Raw genomic sequence first — 18,148 nt, 5'->3', positions numbered from 1 at the left:
CGCCTGTCATCGTCGGGGCCACGCAATCGAGGGGTATAGGTGGTTCGCTCGCGGGTACCTTCGCCGTCTCTGGCTCCGGTGTCCCCGGTTCACGAGCAGCCGCCGGGCGGACTACAGCCCACGACCGTCGAGGACCGCGACGAGGACGGCACTGCCGGTGTGGCTCGTGTCGTCGAACGCCTCGACGCGGACCAGTACCCGCTCGTCGACGAGTGTGGTCGGGTCCTCGACGCCCGACACGGTGAGCCGGGAATCGCCGATGCGCAGGAGCGCGTCGCCGTCCTGCACGCCGCTGACGAACGCGGTCACCTCCTGTCCGGCGCTGAACGACGGGGTGCGCGTCCGGAAGCCGATGCCGGCGAGGACGGATGACAGGACGCTCATACGCGCTCCACCTCGGCGGACTGGCGGTCGTGGACGTACTCGCGACCGTAGCCGGTCCACGCGGCGAAGACGAACACCGCCACGAGGAACCAGCCGTGGAAGACGTACGGCCAGACGGTGACCGGGTTGACGACCATCGCCTCGGTGAACCACGGGACGCTGTCGGTCAGGCTGGTCATCGCCCCGTAGCCCGCGAGCAGGCCGCCGCCCCACGGGAAGATGTAGCCGAGGGCGGACGTGTTGGCGTCCAGGATGTTGGCGCGCCGGTAGCCGTTCAGGTTGAAGCGGCCACCCAGCCGTGCGATGTACGGTGCGATGGCGATCTCGGCGGCGGTGTTGATCGTGATCATGCCGTTGACCAGCGCCGTCCCCAGCACCATCGTCAGCTCCGCGCGGCGGACCGTCGTCGCGACGGAGCCGATGAGGAAGTCGAGGATGGCCTCGAAGCCGCCGCCGCGGATCATGATCTCGGCGGCCGCGACGATGAGCAGCGTCAGGACGATGAGCGGGAAGAACCCGACCGCACCGTCGTAGAGCGCGCCGCCGACGGCGACGGACTCGTCCGGGCCGGCGATGCGGACGACGGGGAGCCACGCGAACTCGGCGGCGAGGCTCGTCTCGGCGGGTGCGACGAACACGAGGATGTCGGCCAGCGAGGAGAGCCCGAGGGCCAGGTTCGCCACGACGGCGGTCAGCAGCCCCCAGGAGACGGCCTCGACGATGTGGCGACCCTGTATCGCCGTCACGATGACGACGCCCATCGAGACCAGGTGGACGAGACCCGCCGCGTTCGCCTGTTCGGCGAGGCTCGTCCCCGCGCCGGTGACGTCGATACCGGACATGGACAGCCCGGCTATGACGTACGCCGCGAACGCGAACACCGCGGCGATCAGCGCGTACTTCAGCCGGGAGGCGACGACACCGCCGATGTCGGCGTCCTGGGTGACCGCGCTCACGATGGTCGTGTCCGAGACCGGCGCGAGGTTGTCGCCGAACACCGCGCCGGAGAGGATGGCGGCGAACAGCAGCGTCGGGTTCGCGCCGAGCAGGAGACCCGCGGGGAACACGACGGTCGTGAACGTGATGGCGGTCCCGTAGCCGGTCCCGATGCCGGTCGCGAGCAGCGCGGCGAGCACGAACGTCAGCGCCGGGAACAGGTCGCCCGCGACGCCGGTGACGTCGGCCGCCCAGACGAGGCCGTTCACGAACTGGCCCGCGCGAAGCACGTTCGCGAACATGCCGGCCCAGAGCCACGCGACGACCGCGGTCGCGGCCACGCGCTGGGTCATCCCGTCGAAGATCGTATCGGCGTAGTCCTTCCACGAGCCCTTCACCAGGAACAGCCCGGCGATGAGCCCGACGAGCATCCCGACGACCAGTCCCTGCGTGTCGCCCACGCCGAGCACGCCGCTCTGGAAGATGGCCCAGGCGACGAAGACGGCGAGCGGAACGGCGCTCGCGGCACGCCCACCGTAGAACGTCAGGTCGGGTGGGTCCGATTCCTCGATTGTATCGACCGATTCCGTCTCTTCCATCTGGTAGGCGGTAAACGGCCCACCCGATAAAACGACACGAAATCGTCCGATAGTTTCCGGCTCGCTGTCGTGTGGTCGTGTGATACCGTCTCGGCTCGCCGGAGATGCGCGGGAGAGCACTCAGTGTGACGCGAGGTGGGTGAAACGAGGGGGACTGGTCCACCGTTCTGTGCTTCGGTGGACCTGCGGACGGACTAATTTCACCGCTCCTCAGGGAGGACGACCCCGAGTCGGAAACCCCCGTGTACAAGCCTCCAGTCCGTGTCGCTCGCTGGTGGTCTGTCAGTCCACGGTACGCCAGAGGTACAGCGACGCGTACGAGCGGTACGGCCGCCACCGCTCGGCGGTCTCGACCATCTCGCCGCGCGTCAATTCGTCGCCGTAGAGCGCGTACATCCCGTTCCGGATGCCGAGGTCCTCGACCGGGAACACGTCGGGCCGTGCGAGACTGAACATGAGCTGCATCTTGGCGGTCCAGACGCCGATTCCCTTGATGTCGGTGAGTTCGTCCACGACCGCCTCGTTGCTCATCCCGTCGAAGGACGCCGTCGTGTAGCCGTGTTCCTCGAACGCTCCGGCGACGTTCCGGACGTACCCTACCTTCTGCCCGGAGAGCCCGGCGTCGCGCAGCGTCGACTCGTCGGCGGCGAGGATGGCCGCCGGCGTTATCTCGACCGCGTCGTACAGGCGCTCCCTGATGGCGGTCGCCGCCGACGTGGAGACCTGCTGGCTGACGATGGACCGGACCAGCCGTTCGAACATGTCCTCGGCCGGCTCAAGTTCGAGTGGCCCGTGCTCCTCGACGACGGAACCCATCTCCGGGTCGGTTCGGAGGTGGTCGTACGCGTCCTGGCTCATCTGCGTACCGGGGTCCACGACCCGGACAGCCATAAACGGCACACTCCACTCCCGAAACGACTAAGTGCCCGGCGGGAGAATGTGTAAGTAAGAAGTAAGTTAAACTATTTTGGCAACTCTTATGGAGTAGCGGCAGCTATCCCTCTATCCCGGCAAGAAGCCCGAGAGGCCGGGAATACGCCACGTCAGCGAACAGCGCGCCGAGTGACAACTACGGGAAACAGACGAAGACAGACAAAACGATGACAGAGACACACCAGCGGACAATCGACTGGGACGAGTTCTGGCGCACCGCCGACGCGGACGACCACGAGAGCGCGACCCCGAGCGCACACCACGTCAGGGAGGCGCTCGCCGATCTCATCGCCGAGACGGGTGGTATCGACTCCGTCGCGGACGTCGGCTGCGGCCCGGGCGTCGTCACGTTCGACCTCGCGGACCGTTCCCCCGACGCCGAGATCGTCGGCTACGACGCCGCCGGATCTATCCTCGACGAGAACCGCGAACGTGCCACGGAGGAGGGGCTCGACAACGTCCGCTTCGAGCGCACGGTCCTCCCCGAGTTCGACCCCGGTCGCCAGTTCGACCTCGTCCTGTGCTACGGGACCCTCGCGTACGTCACCGAGTCCGCGCAGGCCCTCCAGAACATGTACGACGCGGTCGCACCCGGCGGCCACCTCGTGCTCGGCTACGTGAACGAGTTCGGCGCGGCCCAGTTCCGCGCCCAGCACGCCGACCTCGAGGCCAGCGACGACCCGCGACGCGACCCCGAGGAGTACGCCGAACGCTTCGGCCTCGTGATGGACGAGGAGAGCACGCTCTCGTTCGACGCCATCCGGAACGCCGTCGGCACCTGGCCCCGCAGCATCTGGGAGGTCGCCGAGAAGCCCGAGAGACGGTGGGCGTGGGGCCACGTCCCGCTCGTCTACGTGCCGAAGCCGAAGTGATCACCGTGTCGTAACGGAGAAGCAACCCCGCTGACGCGACCCTCCACAGACGGCCCACGAACGCACCGCCACAGAGATCAGGTCGAACGTCCGCGCGAGCGAAGCGAGCGCGGTTCACCGGGCGCGAACGCAGTGAGCGCCCGGCCTTTTTCATCCATGTTTTTGCCGCGAGGGTTCGAGCGCAGCGAGAACCCGAGCGGGAAAAAGATGGTCAGTAGCCCTTCCCGAGCAGCTCGCGGGCGATGATGTTCTTCTGGATCTCGGTGGTGCCCTCGTAGATCTGGGTGATCTTGGCGTCGCGGTAGAACCGTTCGACGGGGAAGTCGTTGACGTAGCCGGCACCGCCGTGGATCTGGACGGCCTCGTTTGCGACGTCGACGGCGACGCGGGAGGCGTACTCCTTGGCCATGGAGGCGAGCTTGGTGATGTCCTCGCCTTGGTCGACGTTCCAGGCGGCCTTGTACGTCAGCATGCGGGCGGCCTCGGTGCGGGTGTGCATGTCGGCGAGCTTGTGCTGGATGGCCTGGAAGTCCGAGATGGGCCGGTCGAACTGCTCGCGCTCCTGGGCGTAGGAGAGTGCGGCCTCGTTCGCGCCCTTCGCGATGCCGACGCCCTGTGCGGCGACGGCGGTGCGGGTCTCGTCGAAGAACTGCATCTGCTGGAGGAAGCCCATGCCGCGGGTGCCGATGAGGTTCTCCTCGGGGACGCGCACGTCGTTGAGGATGAGTTCGGCGGTGTCGGAGGAGCGGATGCCGAGTTTGCCGGTGATCTTCTCGGCCTCGAAGCCGTCGCGGTCTGCCTCGACGACGATCTGGCTGAAGCCGTTGTAGCGACCCTCGGCGTCGGGGTCGGTCTGGCAGAGGACGACGTAGTAGTCGCCGATGGAGCCGTTCGTGATCCACATCTTGTTGCCGTTGATGACCCACTCGTCGCCGTCCTTCTCGGCCTGCGTGCTCACGGAGGAGACGTCGGAGCCGGTGTCGGGCTCGGAGATGGCCGCGCCCATGATGGCCTCACCCTCGGGGATGGGCGAGAGGAAGCGCTCCTTCTGGTCCTCGGTCCCGAACTCCATGATGGCGTCCGCACCGAAGGAGGCGGACGTCAGGCAGAGGCCGATACCGGGGTCCACGGCGAACAGTTCCTCCGTGATGAGCGCGGACTCGAGGTTGCCGTAGTCGGCTCCGCCGTAGTCGAACGGGATGTGGGCACCGAGCAGGCCGGCGTCGGCGGCCTTCTCCATGACCTCCCACGGGTACTTCTCCTCGACGTCGTACTCCTGTGCGACCGGCTTCACTTCGTTCTCGGCGAAGCGGGCGACCTCCTCCTTGATCTGTTTCTGCTCGTCTGACAGCGCGAAATCCATAGTAAACCATTAACGCATTGTTCGTTAAAAAGGTATGTACCCGGTTCTAAACTGGAAAGGAGTTTCTATGTTCGCTAAGGGAAACCTTGAAACGGGTTCCAATTGAGTTGTTGCGCATGGAGCTGGAAGAAATCAACACCGTCGCAGTTCTCGGTGCGGGCAACATGGGACACGGTATCGCCGAAGTCGCAGCACTCGCGGGCTACGACGTGAACATGCGGGACATCAAGGAGGAGTTCGTCCAGGGCGGCTACGACAAGATCGAGTGGTCGCTCGGCAAGCTCGCCGACAGCGAGCAGATCGCCGAGGACGAGGCCGACGCCGCCCTCGACCGCGTCACGCCCCTCGTGGACCTCGAGGAGACCGTCGCCGACGCCGACGTCGTCATCGAGGCCGTCCCCGAGCAGATGGACATCAAGGAGGACACGTGGAACGACGTCGCGGAGTACGCCCCCGACCACACCGTCTTCACGACGAACACGTCCTCGCTCTCCATCACGGACCTCTCCGAGTTCACGGACCGGCCGGAGCGCTTCTGCGGGATGCACTTCTTCAACCCGCCGATCCGGATGGACCTCGTCGAGGTCATCTCCGGCGAGCACACCGACACGGGGACCCTCGACGTCGTCGAGGACCTCGCGGAGGACTTCGGCAAGACCCCCGTCCGCGTCCGCAAGGACGTCCCCGGCTTCATCGTCAACCGCATCCTCGTCCCGCTGATGAACGAGGCCGCGTGGCTCGTCCACGACGACGTGGCCACCATCGAGGAGGTGGACGCGACGACGAAGTTCGACATCGGCCTGCCGATGGGCAGCTTCGAACTCGCCGACTACGTCGGCATCGACGTGGGCTATCACGTGCTCGACTACATGAACGAGGTCGCGGGCGAACGCTACGAGCCGTGCCCGCTCCTCGAGGAGAAGGTCGAGAACGAGCAGTTCGGACAGAAGTCCGGGAAGGGCTTCTACGACTACGAGGACGGCGAGGGTGCCGACGTCTCGATGGACGACGACCTGTTCAGCGAGACGGTCAAGGAGCGCCTGCTCGCCGCGCTCGCGAACGAGGTCGCCTACCTCGTCGGCGACGACGTCGCCTCGCCCGAGGAGATCGACACCGCCGTCAAGCTCGGCGGGCGCTGGCCGAAGGGGCCGGCGAAGTTCGCCGACGAGTACGGCGTCGCCAAGCTCGCCGACGCGCTGGACGAGGCCCACGAGGCGTCCGGGCACCCGCGCTACGAGGCGTTCGACTACCTCGCGACCGTCGCCGAGGAGGGCGGCTTCTACGACGGGGACGACGGCGACGCCGGCGGTGCGCCCGAGTTCGACACCCTCGAGATCAGCTACCCCGGCGAGAAGGTCGGCCAGATCGAGCTCTCGCGCCCCCAGCAGATGAACTCCATCAGCCTCGAACTCATCGAGGAGCTCGACGCCGCCATCGACCTCATGGACGAGGACGACGACGTGCGCGCGGTCCTGCTCACCGGTGCTGGCTCGAAGGCGTTCTCCGCGGGCGCTGACTTCATGAGCATCGCCGGCGGCGGCGCGGACCCGTTCAACGCCGTCGAGCTCTCGAAGTACGGCCAGGAGACGTTCGGCCGTCTGGAGGAGGTCGAGATGCCCGTCGTCGCGGCCATCGACGGCTACTGTCTCGGTGGCGGCATGGAGCTCGCGACCTGCGCCGACGTGCGCGTCGCGAGTACGCGCTCCGAGTTCGGCCAGCCCGAGTTCAACCTCGGTCTCATCCCCGGCTGGGGCGGCACCCAACGGCTCCAGCGCATCGTCGGCATGGGCCGTGCGAAGGAGATCATCTTCACCGCCGAGCGGTTCCCGGCCGAGGAGATGGCCGACTACGGCTTCGTGAACGAGGTGTACGACCCCGACGAGTTCGAGGCGTCGGCCGTCGAGTACGCCGAGAAGCTCGCCGGCGGCCCGCCGCTCGCACAGCGGTTCACCAAGCGCGCGATGCTCAAGGGGTGGGACGACGCCGAGGCCGGCCTCGAGGTCGAGTCGCTCGGCTTCGGCCACGTCGTCGGCAGCGAGGACGTCCACGAGGGAATCAACGCGTTCTTCGGCGACGACGACCCCGAGTTCGAGGGCAAGTAACGGCCCCGACCGCGGCGGCCCCTTCCGGCTGAGACAGCGTTTTTCCGTTCCGATTCCAAGCCGTCGACGTGTACACGGGCAAGACCGAACAGCCGTGCTGTCTCTGTGACGACCCGGACACGGCGGTCCGCGTCGACCTGCCGCCGCGGGCGGTCCCGGAGATGAAGCACGCCGACGCCATCGCCTGGCAGGACATCGTCGGCGAGGTGTCCATCCACTTCTGTGCGAACGACTGGGAGCTCGTCCGCGACCTCGTGCTCGACATCGGGAAGAGCCCCTTGCCGCGCTGCAACGTCGCCCGCGCCTCCTTCGACCTCCGCGAGGACTTCGAGGCGCTGCTCTCCGACGTGCGCGACGAGCCCGACCACGGCCCGGTCGAGCGACGGATGCTCGAGGAGAGCGAGGCGGCGCTGGCTGCCGACGATGCCGAGGACCCGGCCCGCGTGCAGGCGAGGATCGTGCAGTGGACCCTGGCGGAGGGCTGACGGCCGCCGACCGCTCCACGGGGCGGGACACGGTCCGTGGGAGGCCGGGACGGGCGGTCTGGAGGGGCAAACCTCAAATCCCTCGGCCCGCGAGTAAGGTCTGTGACACTCCTCGACATCATCGACCGGGTTCGGTCGAGCGAGAAGACGCTGACGCTGTTCAACCTGCCGCCAGCGTCGTCGCTGGACACCGAGCTCGCGTCGTTCTTCGAGGACATGAACGTCCGCGTCGACGTCGACGAGACGGTCGCCGAGGCACCGACGTTCGCCACGTTGACGGACTCCGACGAGTTCTACACCGCCGTCGACGGGGCGGAACTGCGGGCGCTGCTGGAGGGCCCGACACCGGGACCCGACGGACTCGGTATCGACGACACCGACCACGCGGGACTGCTCTCCCCGCTGAAGGAGACGACGTTCACCTCCTACGACAGCGGGCGGATGATGGCCGTGACCCGCGAGATAGAGGACCGCGCGTTCCGGCACGCGGCCGGCGAGCTCCACGTCGGGTTCCAGGAGCTCTCGCGCTTCGCCGACCAGACCGACGTGTACCGTCGACTCGCGACGACCGACCTCGAGATACACATCTACGGCGCGCCCGACGTGACCGTCGACGTCGACGGACTGCAGGTCCACGCCAACGACGACGAGGAGCTTCGACGGACCTGGTTCGTCGCGTTCGACGGCGGCGATACGCCCGCGGAGAAGTGTGCCCTCCTCGCCCGCGAGGGAGAGGTAGAGGGGTTCTACGGCTGCTGGACGTACGATCCGGACATCGTCGAACGTGTCGTCGAGTACCTCTCGGGACGGTACGACCGCGTCGCCCCGTAGCCCCGCTGGCCACGTTCGTCTCGGGAAACTGTGACAGGCCCACCCCAACAGCGGTTGTTATCCTCGCACACATGTATCAGAAAGAAGAATTGTGGGCGCGGCATTTAAGAACCATAGTCACCATTGACCGAATGTGGCAGAAAACGACGGTCAAGGGGCTGACGAAACGTCCGGTGGCCTCGAGGTGCTCGTCGTCGACGACGAGTCACGACTGGCAGATCTCTTCGCCGCGTGGCTCCAGTCGGACTACAACGTCGAGGCGGCCTACGACGGCGAGTCGGCGCTGGAGCTGATGGAGGACTCCGTCGAGATCGTACTGCTCGACAGGCGGATGCCCGGTCTCTCTGGCGACGAGGTGCTGGACAGGATCCGCGAGGACGGCTACGACTGTCGCGTCGTGATGGTCACCGCCGTCGACCCCGACTTCGACATCATCGAGATGGGCTTCGACGACTACCTCGTCAAGCCGGTCTCGAAGGACGAACTCCTCGAGGTCGTCGAGAGCGTCACCGGCCGTTCCGAGTACGAGACGGACATCCAGGAGTACTACGCGCTCGTCTCGAAGAAGTCCCTCCTCGAGTCGGAGAAGTCCGAACGCGAACTGGAGGAGAACGACGAGTACGCCGAGCTCTGCGAGCGCGTGGACGTACTCCGGGAGCGCGTCGACCAGACGGTCTCCGGGATGAAGGACCACGACGACTTCGTCGGCGCGTTCCAGGACCTCCCCGGCGGCAGCTGATCAGGGCGACTCAACGTCCGAGAACTCGAACCTGGCCCCACCGGACTCGCTCTCGACGACCCGCGTCGTCCAGCCGTGTGCACTCGCAACTTCTCTGACGACCCACAGCCCGATGCCGAGTCCCTCGTCCGACGTCGAGAAGTCCGAGTCGAACGCGTTCTCCCGCACCTCCTTCGGCATCCCCTCGCCGTCGTCGGCGACGTAGAACCCGACCATCGTCGGCGTCTCCGCCTCGACGTGTTCGACACCGGTGCCTGCTTCCTCCGGGAACTGGAACCCGCCGGTGTCGACGGTGTGCTCGGGCTCCTCGTACAGCAGGCCGACCTCCACGGTCACGTCGTCGCCGCCGTGCTCGATGGCGTTGCGGAACAGGTTCTCGAACGCGCGAAGGAGTCGCGAGCGGTCCGCCTCGACCCGGCCGGAGCCAGCGACGGTGAGCGTCGCCGCGGGCGTCTCGACGTTCGCCCAGGCCTCGCGGACCAGGGATTCGAGCTCCATCGACTCGGTCTCGGTCACCGTCTGGCCCTGTCTGGCGATGGCGAGCACGTCGGCGACGATGTCCTCCATCCGTTCGAGGCCGTCGGCGACGTGCTCGAGCGAGCCCCGGACCTCCTCGTCGGCGCTCTCCATCGCCAGCTCGAGGTAGCCCTGCGAGACGCCGAGCGGGTTGCGGAGGTCGTGGCTGACGATGCTGGCGAACGCGTCGAGGCGCTCGTTCTGGCGCTGGAGCTCGCGTTCGCGCTGCTTCCGCTCGGTGATGTCGCGCATGACGCCGACGGTGCCGCGGAACTCCTCGTCGTCGTCGTAGGGGAGCAGGGCGAACTGGACCTCGCAGGGGTAGCTCCGGCCGTCCTTCGTGTGGACCGTCACCTCCTCCGTCTCGCCCTCCATCCGGTCCTCGGCGAGCAGCTCACGGATGTGCTCCGCGCCACGCTCGACGTCCGCCCCGTCGAGGACGATGGAGATGTGCTCGCCGAGCAGGCCCTCACGGCTGTAGCCGGTCATCGACCGCATGGCGTTGTTGACCGTCATGAAGTGGCCGTCCGCGTCGAGGGCGTACATGCCGTCGCCGACGGTCTCGACGAGCCGCTCGTACCGTCTGAGCACGCGTTCCTGCTGGTCGATGCGGCCGCGGATGGCGATGGTGTCGAGGACGTGCGAGACGCTGCCGGCGATCTCCCAGAGCGCGCTGACCTCCATCTCCGAGAAGCCGCCGGGGTCGTCCGAGTAGACGCCGAGGACGCCGTACAGTTCGTCGTCGGAGTACAGCGGCGCGACGACGACGGCATTGCAGTCGCGCTCGGTCGCCGCCGAACGCCACGGGACGGCGGCGCTGTGTGCGTCGATGTCGTTGACGACCTGTGGCTCGCGGGTCCGCAGGGCACGCTCGATGACGGTCTGCTGGCCGCCGCCGCGGCCGACGGGGAACGTGACGCTCACCGGCCAGTCCTCCGTCGCACTCGCGGACACCCACGGGACGACCTGTCCCTCGCGCCTGTCGTACTCGCCGATCCACGCGAACGTGTAGCGGCCGCCGAGGGTGAGCTGCTCGCAGACGGCCTGCTCGATGTCCATCGGCGACGAGGCGTCGACGAGGGCGCGTTTCACGTCGCGGACGAGGTCCTCGGGGCGGTTCCCGCCGGGCGGCGCGGCGTCGGTCGGGTTGCGGACGACGGAGTTGGCGACCCAGGCGGCGAACGCGTCGTCCGAGCCGGCGTCGCCGACGCCGTCGAGGAAGTCGACGACCTCCATCACGGCCGCGCCGCTGCCGCGTTCGGCCTCGTACTCGGTGAGCACGAGCAGGGGGATGTCGGGGTGGCGCTCGCGGGTCGCCTGGAGTACCGCGGGGGCGGCGTCGATGGTCGCCATGTCGCTGACGATGCAGTCGAGGTCGCCGTCGGCGAGGTGTTCGATGACGCCGGTGAAGCCCGCGGCGGTGAGCACCTCGACGTTCGGATAGGACCACTGCAGGGGAGCGGCGAGACTGGCGCGCAACTGCGCGTCGTTGCTGATGATGAGAACCCGTTTCGTGGCCGTCATTGTGTGGAGTCCTGTCCGCGACCGGGCGAGTCTCGCCAGCGGCGACCGGTCGCGGTTCGGTCAACGTCCTGTTTCGGTGTCGCGATAAAGACGCTTGTGGTTGTCTATCCCGGTCGCTCCGGCCGTCGATCCGTCGGTCAGGCCTGCCGGTAGATGAGGTTGCGCTGGATGGCGTTCGCGCCCTCGTAGATGACGGGGATGCGCACGTCGCGGTACACCCTGGCGATGCGACGCTCGTCGAGCACGGAGCGACCGCCGTGGAGCTGCATCCCCAGCTCGGCGTTCTGGGTGGCGGTCTCGGTCGCCTTCGTCTTCGCCATCGCGGCCCAGTAGCCGGGATTTTCGCCGCTTTCGACCTTCTCGCAGGCCCGCCAGACGAGCGACCGGGCGGACTCGAACTCGAGGAGCATGTCGGCGAGGTCGTGCTGGACGGACTGGAAGTCACCGATGGAGCGCCCGAACTGCTCGCGGTCGTGCACGAACTCCCAGGCCTCCTCGATGGCGGCGGCCGCCAGCCCGAGGCCGTGGCCCGCGACGACGATGCGGCCGTGGTTGAAGAAGTCCGCGAGCATCATGAAGCCGTTCCCCTCGTGGCCGACGAGGTTCTCCGCCGGGATGCGCGCACCGTCGAAGGTGATGTGTGCCTGCTTCGACGCACGGAAGCCCATCTTCTCGGGGATGTGCTCGGCCTCGTAGCCGTCGATGTCGGTGGGGACGATGAAGATCGAGTGGTTGCCGTAGCGGTTGTCCTCGTCGTCGCCGGTCCGGGCGTAGACGGTGATCCAGTCGCCCTCGACGCCGTTGCCGATCCAGTACTTCTCGCCGTCGAGGACGTACTCGTCGCCCTCCTTCGTCGCCGTCATCTCCATCCCGGCGAGGTCGCTGCCGGTGTCGGGCTCCGAGACCGCCAGCCCCGATATCTGGTCGCCCTCCGCCACGGGACGGAGGTACTCCTCCTTCTGGTCCTCGTCGCCGTACTCGTAGAGTATCTCGCAGCCGAAGCTGGCGAGCTGGAGGGTGAGTGCGATGCCCGCGTCGGCCCTGTAGAACTCCTCGGCCATCGCGAGTATCTCCGAGAGCGCGAGCCCTCGACCACCGTACTCCTCGGGGATGTCCTGGGCGACCAGCCCGGCCTCCTGGCCGGCCTCGAGTATCTCCCAGGGGTACTCGCCGCGCTGGAAGCACTCCCTGGCGTTCGGCTCGATGTGCTCGGCGGCGAACTCCCGGGCCTCGGCCTTCACGTCGCGGGCCTCCTCGGGAACGAGGCTCTCCTCTAGCAGTTCCATGCTCGGGCTTCGGACCGGATACCCAAATAGGGTGTGCCGACAGCTGGCGTCACCCGGGGTCCGGCCACGGGCTGTCGGGTCGTCCGTGACGGTCCGGAGCCTCAGCCCGCCTCTATCTCGACCCGATAGCCGCGGCCACGGAAGGCGAACGCGACGCCACCGGAAACCGTCGGCAGCGTCAGGTTCGCCGCCCCGATGGCGAACCGTTCCCGCCGGACGTCGGGCGTCCGGAGTTCGACACGGTGCAGGTCGGAGTCGACGAGGTAGCCGAGCGTGTCCCGGAGCACCTCGAACTGGAGCACCTGCGGGAGGACGAGCGACCGGTCCGGCGGTGCCGCGGTCCGCTCGACCGACACCACGGCGTCCGACGGACCGGAGTCACCCGACGCGAGCACGTCGAGTGTGTCACCGCTCCGGGTCGTCGACTCGACCAGTGCCGACGGCGCGAGCTCGGGCGCGTTCCCGACGAGGTCGACCAGCGCGGCGAAGACGTCGAGGGACCGTCGTACGTTCCCGCGCCAGACCTGGACGCGGGGGAAGACGACGGCGTAGCGCCCCGGTACCAGGCCGCCGATGCTCGCGGGGTCGCCGTAGGCGAGTCGGGGTCGGCTGTCGATGTCGAACGCCGTCCGGACGCGCTCGCCGGGTCTGACGACGGCGTCCCCGTCCTCGACCCTCGTCGCGAGCGGTGCGACGAGCCGCCAGTCGGCCTCCCCGTGACGGTGGACGAGCGCCCAGCTCCCGTCGTGGACGAGCGAGCCGGGACCGTAGTTGTGCAGCGTCGCCCGGACTCGCCCGTTCGCGAGCCCGACCTGCTCGGCGCTCGGTTCGAGGTAGCGACTCGTGTCGGCGTCGGCCTCGTGGAACCAGTGGACGTCCCCGTCGTTCGCCACCATCGCGGGCGTCGGCGGCTCCCCGAACTGCGAGCTCCCCGGCTCGGTCCCTCGGCGGGGGAACACCGAGAGCCCGAGCGTCCAGCCGCCGTCGCCGGCGATCTCGTACTGGCCGGCCGGGAGACAGATGTCCGCGCCGCGCATCACGACGACGCCGTAGAGCCCGCCGACGCTCTCCCCCGGTGGGATGGTCACCGACCGGGTGGTGTCCTCGGCCTCGGCGACGGACTGCGAACGGGTCTTCCAGCAGTCGTTCCAGAGACGGACGCCCTCGGTCGGTTCGGGTCGTGAGACGGGGACGACGTACAGCGGGGGGTTGCCGCCGCGGAGCCGGTACGTGGAGACCGGCGGCGTCGCCCCGAACTCGACGGTGCGGTCGGCCTCGGTGACGTTCCGGAGGCCCACCCAGAGCAATGCCGGCTGCGATCCGGTCGCCGCCCCGACGAAGCCGGCGTCCAGCGCGAGCCCGTCGGGGACGTCCCTGGCACGGAGCGAGACGAGCCGGTGGTCGGGGCCGACCTCGGTGCCGGTCGTCGGCGTCGGTGCGACGCTCGGCTCGCCGAACGGTGATTCCGTCGCCGTGGGGGTCGGTGTCTCGACGTCCAGCGGCGGTCGCGTCGTCCGCCCGCTGTCCGCGAGGCCGTTACAGCCGGCGATGGAGGCGGTGGCGAGGGTGGAGAGCAGGGCACGGCGGCGCATCGTTCCTGTCTACGGAGTACAGGATGAAAGGCGTTGAGTTCGTGCGCCTGTGCAGGAACTTATTTGCCTCCCCCCACCGAACGTGTCAACATCCAATGAGTAGTGACGGTGGTGCCGACGCGACGGACTGTCCGTCGTGTGGCACGCGGGCGGACGCCGGCGACCGGTTCTGCTCGGCCTGTGGCACGGCGCTCACCGCCGACGACGGGTCGACCGGAACGGCGGCCGACGGGTCGACCGCTCGGCCCGGCAGCGGCGACGGCCCCGCAGACGACGGGAGTCCCCGGCCATCCGACGCCGAGCGCCCGCTCGAGCAGGGTGACGACGACGGGCGGACGAACGCCACGGACGCCGACGAGTCGGGTCTGGAACCCTGGCAGAAGCGCTGTCCGGAGTGTGGTTCCGTGCTCGTCGCGCAGGCGGTCCGGTGCACCGATTGTGGCGCACACCAGCCGGACGTCGCCGGCGGCGGTGACGACGCGAGCGAGCAGGAGGAACCGTCGCGCACACACGGTGCAGCCGACACTGGCCCGGACGGGCCGGAGTCGCCCCCGCGGGGACACGACCCCGGCGAGAGCCACTATGACGAGCGGCCGCGACGCGACCGACGGCACGAGTCGCGCGACCGCCGCCAGCGTCGGGGCCGCCCACGGGAGCGCCGCGACCGAACGACCGAGGCCGGTGACGGCGAAGTCCAGTACGAACGGGAGCGACGGGGTGAACCGGTCGGCCCCGGGCGCGAGCCGCCACGGGAGGCCGCCGGACGCTATCCCGAGCAGCCCCGACGAGGACCGTCCCGGCGTGAGCCACCTCGTCGGTCGGCGGCGGACGGGAACCGGAGCGAGCGGCTGGCCGAGCGGCAGGCCGCCCGGCGGGCCGACACGGACACGCCGTACGCACCGGCCGTCCCGAGCAGCCGCTGGTGGCTCGGCGTGCTCGTCCCCGCAGTGCTGACGTTCCTCGGTGCCGCAATCGGGATCGCGACGGACCCGACCGCCATCGCCGCCGGGACGGTGCCGTGGATCGGCGACGGTGGCGGCCTGCTCGAACTCGGGGTGGTGCTGACGCCGACGCTCGCTCCCTTCGCCCTCTACTTCGACCGGCGGTACGTCACCCACGAGGCCGGTCGCACCCCCTCTGCCGCGTACTACCTCGTCGCGGTACCGTACCTGAACCTCGTCGTCACCGGGCTCTACCTCTGGTGGCGACAGCAGTGGCTCTCGGCGGCCTGAGCCGCCCGGTCGTCAGCCGTCCCGGTCCGCCGTCGCCTGGAAGTCCACGGCGGTCGCACCCGTCGGGGTCGCCATCAACGGGTTCACCTCCAGCTCGGAGAGGCTCGGGTGGTCGGCCGCCAGTCGAGAGACACCGACCAGTGCGTCCACCAACGCGTCCCGGTCGACCGACTCCTGTCCGCGAGCGCCGTCGAGTACCGACGCGCCGTCGATGCGTCGGAGCAGTCGCTCGGCGTCGGCGGGTGACAGCGGTGCCAGTCCGTGGGCCACGTCGTCGAGATGTTCCACGAGGATGCCACCGAGGCCGAACGTCACGACGGGACCGAACCGTTCGTGCCGGGTGACGCCGACGAGGCACTCGACTCCCTCCTCGACCAGTTCCTGCACCAGCACGCCCCGGAGCGTCGCGTCGGGGGCGTGTTCGGACACCCTGGCGAGCAGGTCGGCGGTGGCACCCTCGACCGCGTCGGCCGCGACGCCGACCTCGACGCCACCGACCTCGGTCTTGTGCGCCAGGTCGGGGCTGACGACCTTCAGCACGAACGGCCCGGTCAGCTCCGCCACCGCCGTCGCCGCCTCGGCGGGCGTCCTCGCGAGCTCGCCGTCGGGGGTCCGGACCCCGTACTCGCGGAGGACGTCCATGGCCTCGACGCCGAGGAGGTCGTCGTCGAACGACACCGCCGCGTCGGCCGATTCGCCGCTCCCGCGTGCCGTCGGATCCGGCGACGCACGTCGTGCCCGGTGTCGCGACGCGTAGTCGGTCAGGCTGGCGAGCGCCCGGGCGGCACGGTCGGCGTCGGGGAAGTTCGGCACCCCGGCCGCCGCGAGGGACTCCGTGACGCCGTCCGGGCGCGGCCCGCCGGAGAGGCTCGTGACGACGGGCGTGCCGTACCGCCGTCCGGCGTCGCCGACCGCCCGGACGAGGGCCGCCTGGTCGACGAGCGGGTGCGGCGTGGAGGCCACGACCGCCGCGTCGACGGCCCGGTCGGCGAGCACGATATCGAGCGCGTCGACGAACCGGTCGACCGTCGCGTCACCGAGCACGTCGACGGGGTTGGCGGCACTGGCCGCGTCCGGCAGTACCGCGTCGAGGCGCTCCCGCGTCTCGTCAGAGAGGTCCGCGAGGGAGAGCCCGGCCTCGTCGACCGCGTCCGTCGCCAGCACACCCGGGCCGCCGGCGTTCGTCACCACCGCGACGGCGTCGCCACGGGGCAGGGGCTGCGTCGCGAACGACCGGACGAGGTCGTAGGCCGCCTGCTGTGAGTCGGCCCGGACCACGCCGGCGGCGTCGAACGCGGCCTGGAACCCGGCGTCGTCGCCGACCAACGCGCCGGTGTGGGAGGCGGCCGCCGCCGCGCCGTGTCCCGTCCGCCCCGACTTCAGCACGACGATGGGCGTCGTCCGCGACACCGCCCTGGCGGCCTCGACGAAGCGCCGCCCCGACGGGAGGTCCTCGAGGTACATGAGCACGACGTCGGTCTCCGGGTCACTCCCCCAGTACCGGAGCAGGGCGGGGACGTCGAGGCCGGCCCCATTTCCGACCGAGACCACGTCCCGGACGCCGACGCCCGTCGCGTCGGCCCAGTCGAGCGTCGCGGTGACGAGCGCGCCGGAGTGGCTGAGGACCGATACGCCGCCGGCATCGGGGAGCGTCGGCGCGAAGCTGGCGTTCATCCGCCGGCGGGTGCTGCAGACGCCGAGGGCGTTCGGCCCGACCAGCGTCAGGTCGTGCTCGTCGACGACCGACGCCAGCTGTCGCTCCCGCCGCCGGCCCGCGTCGTCCGACTCCCCGAACCCGGCCGAGAGGACGGCGACGGTCCCGACACCGGCCTCGCCCGCGCGCCGGACCGCGTCGACGGCGGCGTCGGCCGGGAGCACGACCACGACCAGGTCGGCGTCCGCGTCGGCCACGTCGTCGACCGCGTGGAGACCGAGAACGGAGTCCGCCCGCGACGTGACCGGGACCACCGACCCCTCGAACGACGTGCGGAGGTTCTCGACGACGACGCGGCCGATGGCTCCCTCGCGGTCGGTCGCGCCGACGACCGCGACGCGGTCAGGCTCGAACAGCGCCGAGAAGTCGTCGCCGACGGGATAGTCGGCGCGGCTCACCGGCGGGCGCGTCGTCCGGCTCGCCGCGTCCCCCCCGAGGTCGACCGTCACCGTGTCGTCCCCGGTCTCGACTCCGTTGGTCGCCAGCCCGGCGTCGACCAACCGGTCGACCACGACGCCGGGGGCGGACACGTCGAGCGTCGTATCGGGGTCCTGGGGGTAGTCAGCCCCGGCGAGCGACGCACCGGCCGTCCGCTCGTGGGCGACCAGCTGTCTCACGAGTTCGGTTCCGACCGACGGAGCGGCGTCGTCGCCCAGCTCGACCCGTCTCGAGCCGTCTTCGAGCGCGGCAGCGCCGACGGGCGTCTCGCCGTCGAGGGCGACGAGGGCGTCCGCGTCGTCGGCGAGACAGTCGAACAGCCCCCGTGCTCGCTCCGCGGTGGCTGTCGGGCAGTCACCGAGGCTGTACACCGTGTGCGGCCGACCCGCGTCGTCGAGGAACCGCGGGCACCGTGGCGGACAGTCCACCGTCCCCGTACAGTCCGCGGGGTTCCAGAGGTCACAGACCGGTCGCTGTTCGGACACCATGCTTGGCTGGAGTACGCCGCCGTTCCACGTGAGCAGGGGGCCGAACACGTTCGTCCAGGCCTCCCCGCGTGATACGCGACGGAGTCCAACCGGACGGTCGGCCGTCGAGGCGGC

At 69.3% G+C, this 18,148-nt stretch carries 14 protein-coding genes; 6 read left to right on the top strand and 8 right to left on the bottom strand.

What is annotated here, in order from left to right:
• Window positions 1-111 precede the first annotated feature (111 nt).
• From NO345_RS11185 to NO345_RS11175, 3 genes are all read right to left on the bottom strand, one after another.
• Complete coding sequence (locus NO345_RS11185) at window positions 112-384, bottom strand: DUF7513 family protein (RefSeq protein ID WP_256299230.1); 273 nt, start codon at window positions 382-384, stop codon at window positions 112-114.
• Window positions 381-1,919: a Na+/H+ antiporter NhaC family protein gene (locus NO345_RS11180; protein WP_256299228.1), complete on the bottom strand. Its 1,539-nt coding sequence runs from the start codon at window positions 1,917-1,919 to the stop codon at window positions 381-383. The genes NO345_RS11185 and NO345_RS11180 overlap by 4 nt, the downstream gene beginning before the upstream one ends.
• 282 nt (window positions 1,920-2,201) lie before the next feature.
• Complete coding sequence (locus NO345_RS11175; RefSeq protein ID WP_256299593.1) at window positions 2,202-2,777, bottom strand: DNA-3-methyladenine glycosylase family protein; 576 nt, start codon at window positions 2,775-2,777, stop codon at window positions 2,202-2,204.
• A gap of 242 nt (window positions 2,778-3,019) precedes the next feature.
• On the opposite strand from NO345_RS11175, the gene NO345_RS11170 reads away from it, so the two are divergent.
• Window positions 3,020-3,724, top strand: coding sequence for a class I SAM-dependent methyltransferase (locus tag NO345_RS11170; RefSeq protein WP_256299227.1), 705 nt, complete (start codon window positions 3,020-3,022; stop codon window positions 3,722-3,724).
• Window positions 3,725-3,935: 211 nt separating this feature from the next.
• Here the strand turns inward: NO345_RS11170 and NO345_RS11165 are convergent, their stop codons facing one another.
• Window positions 3,936-5,087, bottom strand: a complete 1,152-nt coding sequence (locus NO345_RS11165; RefSeq protein WP_256299226.1) for an acyl-CoA dehydrogenase family protein — start codon at window positions 5,085-5,087, stop codon at window positions 3,936-3,938.
• Between the two features lie 116 nt (window positions 5,088-5,203).
• Between NO345_RS11165 and NO345_RS11160 the strand changes: the two genes are divergently transcribed.
• From NO345_RS11160 to NO345_RS11145, 4 genes are all read left to right on the top strand, one after another.
• Window positions 5,204-7,189, top strand: a complete 1,986-nt coding sequence (locus NO345_RS11160; RefSeq protein ID WP_256299225.1) for a 3-hydroxyacyl-CoA dehydrogenase/enoyl-CoA hydratase family protein — start codon at window positions 5,204-5,206, stop codon at window positions 7,187-7,189.
• A gap of 68 nt (window positions 7,190-7,257) precedes the next feature.
• The gene (locus NO345_RS11155) at window positions 7,258-7,674 is read left to right on the top strand and encodes a DUF7960 family protein (protein ID WP_256299224.1); all 417 of its coding nucleotides are present in this window, start codon (window positions 7,258-7,260) and stop codon (window positions 7,672-7,674) included.
• A 102-nt stretch (window positions 7,675-7,776) separates the two neighbouring features.
• Window positions 7,777-8,505: a DICT sensory domain-containing protein gene (locus NO345_RS11150; RefSeq protein WP_256299223.1), complete on the top strand. Its 729-nt coding sequence runs from the start codon at window positions 7,777-7,779 to the stop codon at window positions 8,503-8,505.
• Window positions 8,506-8,638: 133 nt separating this feature from the next.
• On the top strand, window positions 8,639-9,244 hold the full coding sequence (locus NO345_RS11145) for a HalX domain-containing protein (RefSeq protein ID WP_256299221.1): 606 nt from the start codon (window positions 8,639-8,641) through the stop codon (window positions 9,242-9,244).
• Here NO345_RS11145 and NO345_RS11140 read toward each other — a convergent pair whose 3' ends face one another.
• The 3 genes from NO345_RS11140 to NO345_RS11130 all read right to left on the bottom strand — a co-directional run bounded on the left by NO345_RS11140 (window position 9,245) and on the right by NO345_RS11130 (window position 14,162).
• Entirely contained in the window at window positions 9,245-11,284 is a 2,040-nt protein-coding gene (locus NO345_RS11140) for a hybrid sensor histidine kinase/response regulator (protein ID WP_256299219.1), read from the bottom strand.
• A 137-nt stretch (window positions 11,285-11,421) separates the two neighbouring features.
• Window positions 11,422-12,570 carry an acyl-CoA dehydrogenase family protein gene (locus tag NO345_RS11135; protein ID WP_256299217.1) on the bottom strand — a complete coding sequence of 383 codons (1,149 nt, stop codon included), beginning with the start codon at window positions 12,568-12,570 and terminating at the stop codon, window positions 11,422-11,424.
• Window positions 12,571-12,671: 101 nt separating this feature from the next.
• Window positions 12,672-14,162, bottom strand: coding sequence for a hypothetical protein (locus NO345_RS11130; RefSeq protein ID WP_256299215.1), 1,491 nt, complete (start codon window positions 14,160-14,162; stop codon window positions 12,672-12,674).
• A gap of 95 nt (window positions 14,163-14,257) precedes the next feature.
• Between NO345_RS11130 and NO345_RS11125 the strand changes: the two genes are divergently transcribed.
• On the top strand, window positions 14,258-15,394 hold the full coding sequence (locus NO345_RS11125) for a zinc-ribbon domain-containing protein (protein WP_256299213.1): 1,137 nt from the start codon (window positions 14,258-14,260) through the stop codon (window positions 15,392-15,394).
• A gap of 12 nt (window positions 15,395-15,406) precedes the next feature.
• Here NO345_RS11125 and NO345_RS11120 read toward each other — a convergent pair whose 3' ends face one another.
• Window positions 15,407-18,082: an acetate--CoA ligase family protein gene (locus NO345_RS11120; protein ID WP_256299211.1), complete on the bottom strand. Its 2,676-nt coding sequence runs from the start codon at window positions 18,080-18,082 to the stop codon at window positions 15,407-15,409.
• Window positions 18,083-18,148: the final 66 nt, after the last annotated feature.

The organism is Haloarchaeobius salinus (assembly GCF_024464185.1).
GTDB classification, from domain to species: domain Archaea; phylum Halobacteriota; class Halobacteria; order Halobacteriales; family Natrialbaceae; genus Haloarchaeobius; species Haloarchaeobius salinus.
The sequence above is the reverse complement of the archived record's forward strand: the minus strand, read 5'-3'. Positions and strand labels throughout refer to the sequence as shown.